The following is a 15,727-nucleotide window of genomic DNA, read 5'->3' on the forward strand; positions in this document are numbered from 1 at the left end:
CCCCATGCACGACAACGACCGCATGCCCATCGGCCGCTATCCGGACGCCGCCGTCCAGGTCCTGCAGCCCGCCTTCGAGCATTACCGCCTGGTGCTGGCCGCCGTGGAGCGTATTGCCACCGGCGGGCGTTGGAACGAAGGCCCGGTCTGGTTCGGCGATGGCCGCTACCTGCTCTGGAGCGACATCCCGAACAACCGCATCATGAAGTGGGAGGAGGAGACCGGCGCGGTCAGCGTGTTCCGCGCGCCCTCCGGCCATGCGAACGGCAACACGCGTGACCGCCAGGGCCGCCTGATCACCTGCGAGCACGGTGGCCGCCGCATCACGCGCACCGAGTATGACGGGCGCATCACGGTGCTGATTGACAGCGTCGACGGCAAGCCGCTCAACTCGCCCAATGACGTGGTGGTGAAGTCCGACGGCTCGATCTGGTTCACCGATCCGCCGTTCGGCATCGCCGGCTACTACCAGGGCGAGCGCGCGCAAGCCGAGCAGCCCGAGCGCGTCTACCGCTTCGACCCCGCCACCGGCACCGCCGCCGTGATGGCCGACGACATCAGCGGACCGAACGGCCTGGCCTTCTCGCCCGACGAATCCACGCTGTACGTGATCGAATCGCGCGCCCGCCCGCGCCGCATCCGCGCCTTCCAGGTCAGCGGCGAAGGCAGCCGGCTCGGCGAATCGCGCGTGCTGGTCGATGCAGGCCCGGGCACGCCGGACGGCTTCCGCGTGGACGTGGACGGCAACCTCTGGTGCGGCTGGGGCATGGGCACGCCGGAACTGGACGGCGTGCGCGTGTTCTCGCCGCAGGGCGAGGCCATCGGCCATATCTCGCTGCCCGAGCGCTGCGCCAACCTCTGCTTCGGCGGGCGGCATCGCAACCGGCTGTTCATGGCGTCCTGCACGTCGATCTATTCGCTGTACGTCAACACGCAAGGCGCCGTGGGCGGCTAGACCCGCGCGCCACTGACCCTGTCAATCTGGAGGAGACCCCCATGCGCATCCGCATGCTTGCCCCGGCGTTCGCGCTCGCGGCCCTGGCCACGCTGGCCACCCTTGCCACTGCACCCGTCGCCCACGCGGCGCCCATCACGCGGCTCGTTGTCGCATTCCCGGCCGGCGGCCCTGCTGATTCGCTGGCGCGCGCCATCTCGCGCCAGCTGGAACTCGAACTCAAGCAGACCGTTGTCATCGACAACCGCCCCGGCGCCAACGGTGCCATCGCGGCGAGCTTCGTGGCGAAGTCGCCCACCGATGGCTCGGTGCTGTTCCTGACCAGCGCCGGGGCCATCGTCATCAACCCGTCGCTCTACGCCAGCCTGCCCTACAACCCGCAGAAGGACCTGACGCCGATCTCGCTGGTGGTGAACACGCCCGAAGTGCTGGTCGTGAAGCCCGACGCGCCCGCCGCCAACGCTGCGGCATTCGTCAAGCAGGCGCAGCAGGCGGCCAAGCCGCCGAGCCTGGCGTCCACCGGCGTCGGCAGCATGCCGCATATGACCATCGAGCTGTTCAAGGCAGCCACGCGCGTGAACTTCCTGCACGTGGCGTACAAGGGCGCTGCACCAGCCATCACCGACACGCTCGGCGGTCAGGTGGATGCGTTCTTTGGCGATGCGTCCGGGCTGATGCCGTTCATCACCAGCAAGCGGCTGCGGCCGATTGGCGTGGCGGCGCCGAAGCGGCTCGGCTTCCTGCCCGATGTGCCGACGCTCGGCGAGCTGGGCATCGCCAACGTCGAGGCCAGCAACTGGTACGGGATGATGGGGCCAGCCGGCACGCCGCCTGATGTGGTGAAGCGCGTGAACGAGGCCCTGCGCCGCACGCTCGACAACCCCGGCGTGCGCACAAACCTCGAACAACTTGGTCTGGTCCCCGCCCCGGGCAGCGCCGCCGAGTTCACCACGCTGATCCGCAACGACACCGCCAAGTGGGGCCGCGTGGTCAAGGAACACAACATCCACGGAGAATGACATGGGCACGATGACACTGTACTGGTCGCCCCGCTCGCCGTTCGTGCGGCGCGTGATGGTGACCGCGCACGAACTGGGCATCGCCGACCGCATCCGCTGCACGGACGCCGTGGTGGCCATGACCGCCTGCAACGCAGACGTGATGGGCGTGAACCCGCTCAACAAGATCCCGACGCTGGTGCTGGAGGACGGCGGCGTGCTGTCCGAATCGACGCTGATCTGCGAATACCTCGCGGCCGGCTCGGCGCTGGTGCCGCAGGAGCGCGCGGCCCGCCTGCGCGCGCTGCGCTGGCACGGCGTCGGCCATGGGCTGACCGATCTGCTGGTCTTGTGGCGCAACGAGCGGCTACGCCCGACGGCGCAGCAATCGGCACCCATCCTTGACGCCTGGGCCGCCAAGCTGGCGGCGACGCTGGCGGTGCTCGACGGCGAAGCGGCCATCCTGCGCGAGTCGCCCATGTCGCTCGGGCATGTCGCCATCGGCTGCGCGCTGGGCTATCTCGACTTCCGCTTTCAGGAACTTGACTGGCGCGCACAGGCGCCAGCGCTGGCACAGTGGTTTGCCACATTCGACCAGCGTGTGTCGATGCGCGAGACCGTGCCGTCGGCGTAGCTGCGTCAAGCCGCGTCGGTACTCCAAGACCGGATCAGGTCGACCGTGCCGGCATCCGCCGCGCAGGCCGCTTCGCCGATCTCCCGGCCCCAGTAGCGCTCCGAGCCATCGGCCAGCCGCCACGCGTGCAGGCGGCGCGTGAACAGTTGCAGGTCGTATTCCTCGGTCACGCCCATCGCCCCGTGCACGGCGTGGGCGCTGCCGGCCACCGGGGTCACCGCCTCGCTGGCATTGAGCTTGCCCACCGCTGCGCGCATGCGGTCCGGCCAGGCGTCGTCCGACGCGCACGCGATCTGCGCCGCCACGCGCGCCGCCGCCACCTGCTCGGCCATCACGCTGACCTGATGCTGGATCGCCTGGAACTTGCCGATGGGCCGGCCGAACTGCGCGCGGTCGTTGGCGTACTGCAAGGTCATGTCGAAGACGCGCGCCATCGCGCCGGCCATCTGCGCGGCGTGCAGGCAGGCGCCCAACGTGCGCAGCAGCCCCGGCGCCAGCGGAAAGGTCGTTGACGGGGAGCGGCCGATGGAGACCGTCAGGTCGCCGTGCACGCCGGTCTCGGATACGTCCGCTGCCTCGCGGGCGACCAGCGCGCCCTGACCGCCGTCCTGCACGAGGAACCACGCGGCGGCGGCCCCGCACGGCGCATGGGTGCGCGGCGCGCCGTCAAACGTCGCCAGCGCGATCGGCCCTTCCGGCAATTCGATGCCGGCCCGGTGCAGCACGGCCCGCGCGAACATCGTCTGCGCGAGCGGCAACGGCATCGCGTGCCAGCCCATCGTAAAGAACAGCGGGGCGACGTCCGCCAGCGAGAGCCCCGCGCCACCGGCGTCCTCCGGCAGCAGGCAGTCCGCAAAGCCGCTGTCGCGCAGCACGTTCCACAGCGACGCCGCGCCCTGCCCCGCTTCCACGGCGCGCACATGCGCCGGCGTGCAGTGGTCGCGCAGCAGGGCCGTCAGCGCGTCGGAATAGGCGTTATCCATCTCGAAACTCCTTCAGCGCAGGCCAAGCCCGCGCGCGATCATGCCGCGCAGGATCTCGCGGGTGCCGCCCCGCAGCGAATAGGTCGGCGAAATCTGGCTGACGTAGGCCGCCGTGCGATACAGCGCCGTGTCGGCGGCCAGTTCCGGATCCTCCCCGAGCGCCGCTTCGGCCAGCGCGCCCACCGACTGCTCCAGCTCGGTGCCGAGGTCCTTGACCAGCGCGGCCTCCACCAGCGGGCTTTCCCCGGCGGCGAGCCGCGCCGTCACCGCCAGCGACATCGCGCGCAGCGTGGCGAGCCGGCCGACCAGCCGGCCGACGGTGACCGTGTCGCGCCGGATCGACGGCAGCCGGCGCAGCGCGGCAATCCATGCATCGAGCAGCACCACGCTCGAATAGAGCCGCTCCGGGCCACTGCGCTCGAAAGCCAGCTCCGCGTTGACCTGCTCCCAGCCCGCGCCTTCCTGCCCCACCAGCGCATCGGGCGGCAGGGTCACATCCTCGAAGCTCACTTCCGAGAAATGCGCGTCGCCAGCCAGGTCGTGGATCGGCCGGATCGTGATGCCCGGCGCGGCAAGGTCCACGATGACCTGGGACAGGCCCTTCTGGCGGTCGCCCGCCTCACCCGAGGTGCGCACCAGCGCCAGCATGTACTGGCAGCGGTCGGCATTGGTCGTCCAGATCTTGCGGCCGTTCAGCCGCCAGCCGCCTTCCGGCAGCGGCACCGCGCGCGTGCTGACGCTGGCGAGATCGGAGCCGGCGTTCGGCTCGCTCATGCCGATGCAGAAGAACGCCTCGCCCCGGCAGATGCGCGGCAGGTAGAAGGCGCGCTGGGCATCGTTGCCGTAGCGCAGGATCAGCGGCCCGCTCTGCCGGTCCGCGATCCAGTGCGCGGAGACCGGCGCGCCGCATGCCAGCAGCTCCTCCACGAGCACGAAGCGCGAAAAGGCGTCGAGTCCGGCGCCGCCGTAGGCCGCCGGCAGCGTGATCCCTACCCAGCCGCGCCGCGCCAACGCACGGCTGAAGCTGGCGTCGAAGCCCATCCACGAGCGCGCGCGCACATCGGGCGGCAGCGCGGGCAGATGTTCGGCGAGAAAGGCCTTGACCTCGGCACGGAAGGCCGCAGCCTGCGGCGGCAGCGCCGTGAGCTGGAACGTTGCGAACAGCGCACTCACATCGAACTCCTGTTTCAGTCCAGCGTGACGCCGGAATCCTTGACCACCTTGCGCCAGCGATCCAGCTCCTGGGCCACGTACTTGCCGTAGGCCTCGGGGCTGGTCCCGCGCGGCTCGGCGCCCTGCGCGGCCAGGCTGGCACGTACCTCGGGCGCGGCCAGCGCCTTCAGCGTGGCGGCATTGAGCTTCTTGACGATCTCGGGCGGCGTCTTGGCCGGCACCATCATGCCCTGCCAGGCGCCCACCTCGAAGCCCGGCATGACAGTCTCGGCCACGGTCGGCACGTCCGGCAGTTGCGAGCTGCGCGTGAGGCTGGTCACCGCCAGCGCCTTCATGCGCTTGTCGCGGATGAACGGCAGCGACGAGTTGATCGTGTCCGTCATGAACTGCACCTGCCCGCCGGCAAGGTCGGTCAGGGCCGGCGCGCTGCCCTTGTAGGGTGCGTGGACCGCGTCCAGCCCGTTGGCCTGCAGGAACAGGAAAGCGGCCAGATGCGTGACATTACCGTTGCCGGCCGAGCCGTAGGTCATCTTGCCCGGGTTGACCTTGAGCCAGCTGACGAACTCGGCCACGGTGTTCGCAGGCACCTTCGCGTTCACCTCCAGCACCAGCGGCACCATGGCGGTCATCGCCACCGGCGCGAAGTCGCGCTTCACGTCGTAGGGCAGCTTCTTGTACAGCGCCGGACTCAGTGCGATGGACGAGGTGTTGTACAGCACCGTGTAGCCATCGGCGGGCGCCTTGGCGACCATCTCGCCGCCGATATTGCCGTTGGCGCCGGGGCGGTTGTCCACCACCACCTGCTGGCCGAGGTCTTCCGACATCTTCTTGGCGATCACGCGCGAGACGAGGTCTGTCGGGCCGCCCGGTGGGAACGGCACCACGAGCTTGATCGGATGATCGGGAAATTCCGCCGCGTGCGCCGGCATGGCGGCCGGCGCGCAGACCAGCGCGGCTACGGCGCAGATGCGGCGCAGCGTGGGGTGATGCCTGGCATTTTTGCTCTGAACTGGCATGTTGTCTCCTCCTGGGTATGCGTGGGGGCCGCCGCCGGCGGGCTAGCGCCCTGCCAGCAGACGGCGCGCGGTGTAGGTCATCACCAGCTCGTTGCGCTGGTTGAAGACCTCGATGCTCGAATCCACCACCGCGCGGCCGCTCTTCGACGTCGGGCGGATGCCGGTCACGGTCACGGTGGCGCGGATCGTGTCGCCCACCACCACCGGGCCGTGGATCTTCTGCGTCAGTTCCAGCATCGCCAGCCCGGTACCCTGGATCATGGTCTGCAGGATGAAGCCCTCGATCAGCGCATAGGTCAGCGCGGCCGGCACCGGGCGGCCCTGAATCGCACCGCCCTCGTAGCCGGCCTCGATAAAGATGGCCTCCAGCATGCCGGTGGTGGAGATGAAGTTGACCAGATCGGTCTCCGTCACGGTGCGGCGGAAGGTCTCGAAAGCCTGCCCGACCTCGATGTCCTGCCAGTAGTAGCCCTGCCCGAGGCGCTTGGGCTGTGCTTGGGTCATGTTCGTCTCCTTGTGGATCTTGTTTGGAATGGGGGTATCAGCGCGGCTTGGCCGCGAACGCCGCGCCGTCGCGCGTCAGGGCGTCGATGTCCTGCGCGTCCAGCCCAGCCTCGCCGAGCACGGCGCGCGTGTGTTCGCCGAGCCGTGGCGGCAGCGCCGCGCGGGCGCGCTCGCCGTCGAAGCGCACCGGCGCGCCCGGAAAGCGCAGCGTGCCCATCGACGGATCGCTAACCTGCTCGAAGAAGCCGGTGGCTTTCAAGTGCGGGTCATCGATCAGCTCATCGAGGTCGTTCACGCGCGCCACGGGAATCTGGAGGCTCTCGCAGATCTCGAGCCAGTCGTCCGTGGAGCGTTCCCTCACCAGTTCGCCGGTGATTTCGTAGAGGGTTTCGATATGGCGCGTACGCGCCGCGATGTCGGTGAAGCGCGCGTCGGCGGCCAGATCGTCGCGACCGGCGCTGCGGAAGAAGTCGCGCCAGTGCGCGTCGGTGTACGGCATCATGCAGACGTGGCCGTCGGCGGTCTGGTAGGGCCGGCGCAGCGGCGCCAGTACGCGCGGATAGCCGGCGGTGCCGCGCGGCGGCTCGAAATGCTGGCCGTAGAGATGCTCGACCATATTGAAGGCCACCATCGACTCGAACATCGGCACTTCCACCATCGAGCCCTTGCCGCCCTGCCGCGCGCGCCCGGTGAGCGCCGCCGAGATCGACAGCGCCGCCACCAGCCCGCTGGTCTTGTCCGCTGCGATGGTCGGGAAGTAACGCACCGTGCCGGTCTGCGCGGCCATCAGCGCGGCATTGCCGGACAGGCCCTGGATGATGTCGTCGTACGCGGGGCGCCCGCCGTAGGGGCCATCCTCCGCAAAGCCCAGCAGGCTCACGTAGACCAGTTGCGGATGCCGCGCCATCACGCTGGCGGGGTCCAGATCGAGCTTGCCCAGCTTCTGCGGCCGCATGCTGTGCATGAAGACGTCCGCCGTGGCCAGCAGCCGGTGCAGCGCGGCCTGCGCTGCGGGCAGCTTCAGGTTCAGCACCACGCTCTTCTTGCTGCGGTTCACGCCCAGGAAGATGGCCGACATGCCGTCTTCGGTGGCGGGGCCGGTGCGACGCGTGGAATCCCCCTCGGGCGGTTCCACCTTGATGACCTCGGCGCCCAGGTCGGCCAGCCACTGGCTGGCGTACGGGCCCATCACAACCGTGGACAGGTCTACCACGCGAATGCCTGACAGCGGCAGCATGGGCGTCTCCTTATATCTTTTGGCTTTGAGCGACGAGGTTACCGCTGGCGAACCCTTTCCGTCTAATATTAGTTTTTTAGGAACCGATATCGATTAGATATCGCCATCTCGCCATGGACCTGCGCCAGCTCCAGCAATTCGTCGTGCTCGCCGAAACCGGCAACTTCCACCGGGCGGCCGAGCGCCTGCATATGGCGCAGCCGCCGCTCTCGATCTCCATCCGCAAGCTGGAGGCGGATCTGGGCACGCCGCTGTTCGTGCGCACCACGCGCGGCGTGCGCCTCACCCAGGCCGGCGAGGCGGCGCTGGCCGATGCCCGGCGCGCGCTGTTCCACGCCGATCAGGCCCGGGCGGCTGCGCTCTCCGCCGCACATGGCGAACGCGGCGCGCTGCGCGTCGGATTTATCGGCTCGGCTACCTACGCGCTGCTGCCCCGGCTGATTCCGGCCTTCCGCGCGGCGCATCCCGGCATCGAACTGATCCTGCATGAGTCGACATCGGCCTCGATCCTGGACCGGCTCGAACGCGGGCAGGTGGATGCCGGCCTCGTGCGCTTCCCGATCCTGAGCGCCGGCCCCTTCACGCTCACACCACTAGAAGAAGACACCTTCGTGGCCGCCGTGCCGGCCGACAGCCGCTTCGCCACGCAGGAGTCCATCGCGCTCAAGGCACTGGCTGACGAGCCCTTCATCATGCATCCGAGCGCCGAGGTGCCCAACCAGCAGGCCGTGGCGATGCTGCTGTGCCAGCAGGCCGGATTCGTGCCGCGCGTGACGCAGGAGGCGGTGCAGGTGCAGACCATGGTCAGTCTGGTGGAAAGCGGCCTGGGCGTGGCGCTGGTGCCCGGCGTGACGGCCCGCTACACCAATCGGCGCGTGCGCTTCCTGCGGCTGTCGAGCCCCCGGCCCGCCGCGCGCATCGGCATTGCGCTGGCCACGCGCGAGGGCGCCGATGACCGCCACGTGCAGCACTTCACCACCGTGGCGCGGGGCATGATGCAGGACGGCTAGCGCCGTTCCGCAGCGCAGCACCGGTCATACAGGCCGTGCATGGCCGTAATGAAACTTGCGCCATGCGTGTCCGATTCACGTTGTGACCGGTGGCCGCCGCCCCTTACAGTCTGGCTTGCATCCCACGTCGTCAACCTCGGGAATCCAGCCAGTGAAGAAGCTTCTGATTGCAAATCGCGGCGAGATTGCGCTGCGTGTCCAACGGGCGGCCCAGGATCTTGGCATCGCCACGGTGGCCGTCTACGCCGCCGACGACGCCCAGTGCCGCCACCGCATGCTGGCCGACGAATCGGTGGCGCTACCGGGCAGCGGCCCGGCGGCCTACCTCGATATCGACGCGATGCTCGGCGCCGCGCGCGCCACCGGCGCCGATGCGATTCACCCCGGCTACGGCTTCCTGAGCGAGCGGGCCGACTTTGCGCAGGCGTGCGCCGATGCGGGCATCGTCTTCGTCGGCCCCACGCCCGAGCAGCTTGGGCTGTTCGGCGACAAGGGCCGCGCGCTGGCACTGGCGGGGCGCTGCGACGTGCCGGTCATGCCCGCCACGCCCGGTGGTGCCACGCTTGACGCCATCACGGCGTTCTTCCACGCCCAGCAAGGCAACGGGATCGTGCTGAAAGCCGTGGGCGGCGGTGGCGGGCGCGGCATGCGCATCGTGCGCGAGGCGGAGGCGCTCGCGGAAGCCTACGCGCGCTGCCGCTCGGAAGCGCGCAGCGCCTTCGGCGTGGACGAGATCTACGCGGAGCGGCTGGTCGAGCGCGCGCGCCATATCGAAGTGCAGATCGTGGGCGATGGGCGAGACGTGGTGGCGCTGGGCGAGCGCGACTGCACGCTGCAGCGGCGCTTCCAGAAGCTTGTAGAGATCGCGCCGAGCCCGGTGCTCACGGCGGGCCTGCGCGAGCGCATCCTCCATGCCGCCACGGTGATGGCGCGCGAGGTCGGCTATCGCAGCCTCGGCACGTTCGAGTTCCTCGTGGAGACCACGGAAGCCGGTGAGCCGCGCGGCTTCGTCTTTATCGAAGCGAACCCGCGCCTTCAGGTCGAGCACACGATTACCGAGCAGGTCACCGGCGTGGATCTGGTGGCGACGCAGCTTGCCCTCGCGCAGGGCCGCTCGCTGCGCGAGGCGGGACTCGATCCGCAGGCGCCGCCCGCCCCGCGCGGCTTTGCCATCCAGCTACGGATCAACGCCGAAGCCACCGACGCCCAGGGTCTCGCGCGGCCCGCGCAGGGCCGGCTCGAGCGCTTCGATCCGCCCAGCGGCCCGGACGTGCGCGTGGATACCCACGGCTACACCGGCTATGCCCCGCCGCCGGGCTATGACTCACTGCTGGCCAAGCTCATCGTCACCGCCGCCGCGCCGCGCTTCGACGACGCCGTGCGCCGACTGCGCCGCGCGCTGGCCGAGTTCCGCATCGACGGCGTGCCGACCAATATCGACCTGTTGCGGGCGCTGGTCGCGCGCGAGGACTTCGCCACCCAGCACGTGCATACGCGCCATTTCGAGGCGATCCTGCCAGAACTGCTGGAGCACGCGAGGCGCATCGCTGCCACGGCTGCCACCCGCGATGCCACCAGCGGCCAGCCCGCCGGCGTACCGGCCAGTGCGCTGGCAGCGGGCAGCGAAGCAGCGCCCGGCGAAGGCCTCATCGCCATCCGCGCGCCGATGAACGGCCGTGTGGTCGAGATGCGCGTCAACGAGGACGCCATCGTGCAGCCAGGCCAGACCGTGGCCATCCTCGACGCCATGAAGATGGAGCACACCATCGTCGCCGAGGCCGCCGGCCGCGTGATCGACGTGCGCCTCGGCGCCGGCGCGCAGACCACCGAGAACCAGATCCTGCTGGTGCTGGAGCCGATGGAGACCACCGGTGCAGCGCAGCACCGCACCGCAGGCGCCGATCCGCGCGCCGTACGACCAGACCTGCAGCGCGTGTTCGACCGCGACGCCTTCCTCGCCGACGCCGCCCGCCCGGACGCCGTGGCCAAGCGCCATGCCCGTGCCCAGCGCACCGCGCGCGAGAACGTGGCGGACCTGTGCGATGCCGGCAGCTTCGTCGAGTACGGCGCCTACGCGGTGGCGGCGCAGGCCAGCCGGCGCAGCGCCGAGGACCTGATCGCCAACACCCCTGCCGATGGCCTGATCACCGGCACGGGGCGCGTCAACGGCGCCCGCTTCGCACCCGAGGCAGCCCGCTGCGCGGTGCTGGCCTATGACGCCACCGTGCTGGCCGGCACGCAGGGCAAGCGCAACCACATCAAGACCGACCGCATCCTGCAAGTCGCCGCGGACCAGAAGCTGCCCACGGTGATCTTTGCCGAAGGCGGCGGCGGCCGGCCCGGCGATGTCGATTTCCCGACCGTGGCCGGGCTCTACCAGCCGTCGTTCGCGGCGTTCGCCAGCCTGAGCGGCGAGGTGCCGGTGATCGGCATCGCGGCGGGCCGCTGCTTTGCCGGCAATGCCGCACTGCTCGGCTGCTGCGACGTCATCATCGCCACACGCGACGCCAACATCGGCATGGCCGGCCCGGCGATGATCGAGGGCGGCGGGCTGGGGGTGTATCGCCCCGAGGACATCGGCCCCGCTGCCGTGCAGTTCCAGAACGGCGTGGTGGACCTGCTCGTCAACGACGAGGCCGCTGCCGTGCAGGCCGCCAAGCACTATCTGTCGATGTTCCAGGGCCGCACGCAGGGCTGGCAGGCGCCCGACCCGCTGCTGCTGCGCGGCGTAGTGCCCGAAAACCGCCTGCGCGTGTACGACACGCGGGCGGCCATGCAGGGCATTGCCGACGTGGACAGCCTGCTCGAACTGCGCGCCGGCTACGGCACGGGCGTGCATACGGCGCTCGCGCGCATCGCGGGGCGCCCGGTCGGCATCGTCGCCAACAACCCGCGCCACCTCGGCGGCGCTATCGACGTGGACGCCGCCGACAAGGCCGCGCGCTTCATGCAACTGTGCGACACCCACGGGCTGCCCATCGTCTCGCTGATCGACACGCCGGGCTTTATGGTCGGCCCCGAGATCGAGGCGCGCGCGCAGGTGCGGCACGTGTCCCGCCTGTTCGTGCTCGGCGCCAAGCTGCGCGTGCCGTTCATGGCCGTGGTGCTGCGCAAGGGCTACGGACTCGGTGCGATGGCGATGGCAGCCGGCGGCTTCCGCGCGCCGGCCTTCACCATCTCGTGGCCCACCGGCGAGTTCGGCGGCATGGGGCTCGAGGGCGCCGTGCGGCTCGGCTTCCGCAAGGAACTGGAGGCGCTGCCCGAAGGCCCCGAGCGCGACGCGCTCTATCAACAGCTGGTAGCGCAAATGTACGAGCGCGGCCACGCGATCAACGCCGCCGCCGGGCTGGAGATCGACGCCGTGATCGATCCCGCCGAGACACGCCGCTGGCTGCTGGCAGGGCTGGAACCCGCCCCGCGCGACATCCCGCCGCGCCGCTATGTAGACGCCTGGTAACCCCCTGTTCGTCCAACGCCCCGGAGACACGATGGAAGAGACTGCCTTCTTTGCCGACCTGGACGCCCGCCACGCCCGCATCTGGCCGGCTGGCCTGCCTATCGCCCCGCACTACCCGCACGGCGAGATCGGCCTGGGTGACACCCTGCGCGCCTGGGCGCGCGTGCAGCCAGACCGCCCGGCGCTGGTCTACTACGGCACCACGCTGACCTATGCCGAACTCGACGACCTCAGCGAACGCTGCGCGGAGCTGCTGCGCGGCCACGGCGCCGGGCCGGGCGAGCGCGTGGCCGTGCTGCTCGGCAACTGCCCCCAGTTCCATATCGTGTTCTACGCGATCCTCAAGATTGGTGCGGTCTACGTGCCGGTCAATCCGCTGTTCAAGGAACACGAGCTGGCCTACGAGCTGAACGATGCCGGCGCCACCACCGTCATCGCGCTCGATTCGCTGGTGCCGATGCTGATGGCCGTGAAGGCGCAGACGCCCGTGGCCACGGTGTTCCGCACCTCGCCGGGCGAGTTTCTGCCGGCCCAGCCGACGCTGCCGGTGCCCGCCGGGCTGGATGCGCCGCCCGTCGAGCACGCCGGCACCATCGACCTGATGACCGCCGTGCGCCTGTGCACCGGCAACGTGCGCGACGCGCAGGTGGATCTGGACGCCCTGGCGGCGCTCAACTACACCGGCGGCACCACCGGCATGCCGAAGGGCTGCATGCACACGCAGCGGGACATGCTCTACACCGCCGCCGCCTCGCTGGCGGTGGCCAGCGGGCAGGCGGGCCGCGACCCGGCCCAGCCCTCTTCGGACGTGATGCTGAACTTCCTGCCGATGTTCTGGATCGCCGGCGAGAACCTCGGCCTGATCTACCCGATCTTCAGCGGCGCCACGCTGGTGCTGCTGGCGCGCTGGGACCCCTCGGCCGTGATGGCCGCCGTGGACCGCTACCGCGTGAACCGGACCTTCATGGTGGTGGACAGCATCGTCGAACTGCTCCAGCACCCGGACCTCCCCCGCCACGACCTGCGCACGCTGCAACACACGCGCGTGGCGTCGTTTATCCGCAAGCTCACGCCGGACCTGCGCCGCCAGTGGCAGGCGCTGACCGGCGGCATCCTGGCCGAGGGTGCCTGGGGCATGACCGAGACGCACACCAGCGACACCTTCACCACCGGCATGCAGACCGACGACATGGACCTGCACGGCCGCCCGATCTTCGTGGGCCTGCCCGTGCCCGGCACGCGCATCAAGATTTGCGACTTCGAGACCGGCACGGTGCTGCCGGTGGGCGAGGAAGGCGAGATCGTGGTCAGCACGCCCTCGCTGTTCAAGGGCTACTGGGGCCGCCCGGAGGCCAACGCCGAGGTGTTCCGCAACGGCTGGTTCCATACCGGCGACATCGGCGCCTACGACGAGGCCGGCTATCTCCACTTCCTCGGTCGCCGCAAGGAGATGATCAAGGTGCGCGGCATGAGCGTGTTTCCGTCCGAACTGGAAGTGCTGCTGGGCCGGCATCCGGCCGTGCTCGGCTCGGCCGTGGTGCCGCGGCCAGACCCGGAGCGCGGGCAGGTGCCCGTGGCCTTCATCCGGCTGCGCCCCGAGCATGCCGCCGTTTCCGGCGACGACCTGCTGCACTGGTGCCGCGAGCATATGGCGAGCTACAAGGTGCCGGAGATCCGCCTGGTGGCGGAACTGCCGATGACGGCCACCGGCAAGGTCCGCAAGGTGGAACTGCAGGCGCAGTTCGAGCAGAACTAACAAGACAAAAGAGGAGACACCCGATGAACACGCCGCGACGCACCCTGCTCAAACTGTCCGCCGCCACGCTCGGCGGCCTGGCCCTCGGCCGCCCCGCCTGGGCGCAGCAGCCCACCCCCGCCGGTCCGATCCGGATCGTGCTGCCCTACCCGCCCGGCGGCTCCACGGACGCCATCACGCGCTTTATCGCGGACAAACTCGGTGCCTCGCTGAAGACCAGCGTGATCGTGGACAACCGCCCCGGCGCCGCCGGCATGATCGGCGCGGCGGCTGTGGCCTCGGCGGCGCCGGACGGCCGCACGCTGCTGTTCACCAACACCGCGCTGATCCAGAGTCCGCTGATCCAGCCGCAGCCGCTCTACAACCCGATGACCGACTTCGAGCCGCTGACGCTGGTGGCCGACGCCGCGCAGGTCTTCGTCGCCAGCGATGCCATCCCCGCCAAGACGCTGGCGGAATACGTCGAGTACGCGCGCCAGAACCCCGGTTCGGCCTACGGCAGCCTGGGCGTGGGCTCCACCGGCCATCTGTACGGCGAGCTGCTCAAGCGCCGCGCCAACCTCAACATCGTGCACGCGGCGTACAAGGGCGACACCGCCGCCATCGCGGACCTGCTCGCCAAGCAGTTGCCCGCCGGCTTCGTCTCCACGGTGATGGCCAAGACCTATGGCGACGCCGGACGCATCAAGGTGCTCGCCACGCTGGGGCCGGCGCGGGTGCCGTCCATGCCGAACGTGCCGACCTTCGCCGAAGCCGGCTTCACGGGCTTCGAGTCGATCGGCTGGATCGGCATGCTCGCCCCCGCCAAGACGCCCGCCCCGCTGGTGCAGCGGCTGTCCGCCGAGATCGCGACCATCGTCAAATCCCCGGCCGGCGCCAGGATGCTGGCCGATAGCGGCATGCTGCCGCGCGGCACCACGGCGCCGGAGTTCGGCGCCCTGCTCAAGCGCGACCAGCAGGTGTGGCAGGCGCTGGTCAGCCAGTCGGGGATCAAGGTGGCGTCGTAAGGCGATGCTATAGGCCGGCGTCTCCCGATATACTCCCCGCATCGTTTCGGGGAGAGCGCGCGTGGATCGATTGCAGGCCATGAAGACCTTTGTCACCGTGGTGGAAAGCGGTGGCTTCACCGCGGCCGCGCGCAAGCTCGATATTTCGCTGTCGGTGGTCAGCCGCATCGTCACCGACCTCGAAGCCCACCTTGGCGTGCGGCTGCTCACGCGGACCACGCGGCTGGTGCGCCCGACGGACACCGGCGCCACCTACTACGAGAACTGCCGGCGCATCCTGGACGAGATCGACGAGGCCGAACTCGCCACCACGGGCGCCCACGCGGCGCCGCGCGGGCAGCTGTCGATCACGGCCTCGGTGCTGTTCGGCCGCCGCTTCGTCACGCCGATCGTGGTCGAGTACCTGCGGCGCTACCCGGAGGTGGACGTCCACTGCCTGTTTATCGACCGCATCGTCAATTTCGTCGACGAGGGGATCGACGTCGGCATCCGCATTGGCGAGCTGCCCGCCTCCTCGCTCCAGGCGGTGCCGGTCGGCCATGTGCGGCGCGTGGTCTGCGCGTCGCCCGCCTACCTGGCGCGGCAGGGGGTGCCGGCCTCCCCGGCGGACCTGCCGGCGCACACCGTGATCCAGACCACCGGCATCTCCACCTTGCCGGAATGGCGCTTCCTCGCCGGCGGCGAGATGACGCCCACGCGCCTCGCCCCGCGCATGGCCACCACCACCAACGATTCGGCCATCGCGGCGGCCGTGGACGGCTTCGGGCTGGCGCGCGTGCTGTCGTACCAGATTGCCGATGAATTGCGCGACGGCCGCCTGCAGGTCGTGCTGGCCGACTTCGAGCCGGCGCCGCTGCCGATCAACGTGATCCATCGCGAGGGCCGCCACGCGATGCACAAGGTGCGCGCCTTCCTGGACCTCGCCATCGAGACGTTGCGCGCCGCGCCGTCCCTGCGCTAGAGCGGCTCGGCAGGCGGCAACTGGGCATTCTTCGCG

At 70.0% G+C, this 15,727-nt stretch carries 13 protein-coding genes; 8 read left to right on the plus strand and 5 right to left on the minus strand.

Annotated features, from left to right (window positions below):
* The first annotated feature begins 4 nt into the window (after positions 1-4).
* Genes AC1DP9_RS09850 through AC1DP9_RS09860 form a run of 3 tightly spaced genes read left to right on the plus strand, consistent with a single transcriptional unit; the run spans position 5 to position 2,587 of the window.
* On the plus strand, positions 5-955 hold the full coding sequence (locus tag AC1DP9_RS09850) for an SMP-30/gluconolactonase/LRE family protein (RefSeq protein ID WP_477107222.1): 951 nt from the start codon (positions 5-7) through the stop codon (positions 953-955).
* A 41-nt stretch (positions 956-996) separates the two neighbouring features.
* On the plus strand, positions 997-1,974 hold the full coding sequence (locus AC1DP9_RS09855; protein WP_441643732.1) for a Bug family tripartite tricarboxylate transporter substrate binding protein: 978 nt from the start codon (positions 997-999) through the stop codon (positions 1,972-1,974).
* Position 1,975: 1 nt separating this feature from the next.
* A complete protein-coding gene (locus tag AC1DP9_RS09860) occupies positions 1,976-2,587 on the plus strand; it encodes a glutathione S-transferase family protein (RefSeq protein ID WP_477107223.1) in 612 nt (203 codons plus the stop codon).
* A gap of 5 nt (positions 2,588-2,592) precedes the next feature.
* Here the strand turns inward: AC1DP9_RS09860 and AC1DP9_RS09865 are convergent, their stop codons facing one another.
* From AC1DP9_RS09865 to AC1DP9_RS09885, 5 genes are read right to left on the minus strand one after another with little or no spacing between them, the layout of a single operon-like run.
* Entirely contained in the window at positions 2,593-3,570 is a 978-nt protein-coding gene (locus tag AC1DP9_RS09865; protein ID WP_477107224.1) for an acyl-CoA dehydrogenase family protein, read from the minus strand.
* A gap of 12 nt (positions 3,571-3,582) precedes the next feature.
* Positions 3,583-4,743 carry an acyl-CoA dehydrogenase family protein gene (locus AC1DP9_RS09870; protein ID WP_454757961.1) on the minus strand — a complete coding sequence of 387 codons (1,161 nt, stop codon included), beginning with the start codon at positions 4,741-4,743 and terminating at the stop codon, positions 3,583-3,585.
* A gap of 14 nt (positions 4,744-4,757) precedes the next feature.
* Positions 4,758-5,759, minus strand: coding sequence for a tripartite tricarboxylate transporter substrate binding protein (locus AC1DP9_RS09875; protein WP_477107225.1), 1,002 nt, complete (start codon positions 5,757-5,759; stop codon positions 4,758-4,760).
* Positions 5,760-5,801: 42 nt separating this feature from the next.
* Entirely contained in the window at positions 5,802-6,263 is a 462-nt protein-coding gene (locus tag AC1DP9_RS09880) for a MaoC family dehydratase (RefSeq protein ID WP_477107226.1), read from the minus strand.
* Positions 6,264-6,300: 37 nt separating this feature from the next.
* Positions 6,301-7,500 (minus strand): CaiB/BaiF CoA transferase family protein, encoded by a 1,200-nt coding sequence (locus tag AC1DP9_RS09885; RefSeq protein ID WP_477107227.1) that lies wholly within the window; start codon positions 7,498-7,500, stop codon positions 6,301-6,303.
* Positions 7,501-7,613: 113 nt separating this feature from the next.
* Here AC1DP9_RS09885 and AC1DP9_RS09890 point away from each other — a divergent pair, with 113 nt between their 5' ends.
* The 5 genes from AC1DP9_RS09890 (at position 7,614) to AC1DP9_RS09910 (ending at position 15,691) form a co-directional block, all read left to right on the plus strand.
* Complete coding sequence (locus tag AC1DP9_RS09890) at positions 7,614-8,510, plus strand: LysR family transcriptional regulator (protein ID WP_477107228.1); 897 nt, start codon at positions 7,614-7,616, stop codon at positions 8,508-8,510.
* 151 nt (positions 8,511-8,661) lie between these two features.
* Positions 8,662-11,967 carry an acetyl-CoA carboxylase family protein gene (locus tag AC1DP9_RS09895; protein WP_477107229.1) on the plus strand — a complete coding sequence of 1,102 codons (3,306 nt, stop codon included), beginning with the start codon at positions 8,662-8,664 and terminating at the stop codon, positions 11,965-11,967.
* A gap of 31 nt (positions 11,968-11,998) precedes the next feature.
* The gene (locus AC1DP9_RS09900; RefSeq protein WP_477107230.1) at positions 11,999-13,723 is read left to right on the plus strand and encodes an AMP-binding protein; all 1,725 of its coding nucleotides are present in this window, start codon (positions 11,999-12,001) and stop codon (positions 13,721-13,723) included.
* 23 nt (positions 13,724-13,746) lie between these two features.
* The gene (locus AC1DP9_RS09905; protein ID WP_477107231.1) at positions 13,747-14,730 is read left to right on the plus strand and encodes a Bug family tripartite tricarboxylate transporter substrate binding protein; all 984 of its coding nucleotides are present in this window, start codon (positions 13,747-13,749) and stop codon (positions 14,728-14,730) included.
* A 61-nt stretch (positions 14,731-14,791) separates the two neighbouring features.
* Positions 14,792-15,691, plus strand: coding sequence for a LysR family transcriptional regulator (locus AC1DP9_RS09910; RefSeq protein ID WP_477107232.1), 900 nt, complete (start codon positions 14,792-14,794; stop codon positions 15,689-15,691).
* Positions 15,692-15,727 lie beyond the last annotated feature (36 nt).

Source organism: Cupriavidus sp. 01L43 (genome assembly GCF_056399925.1).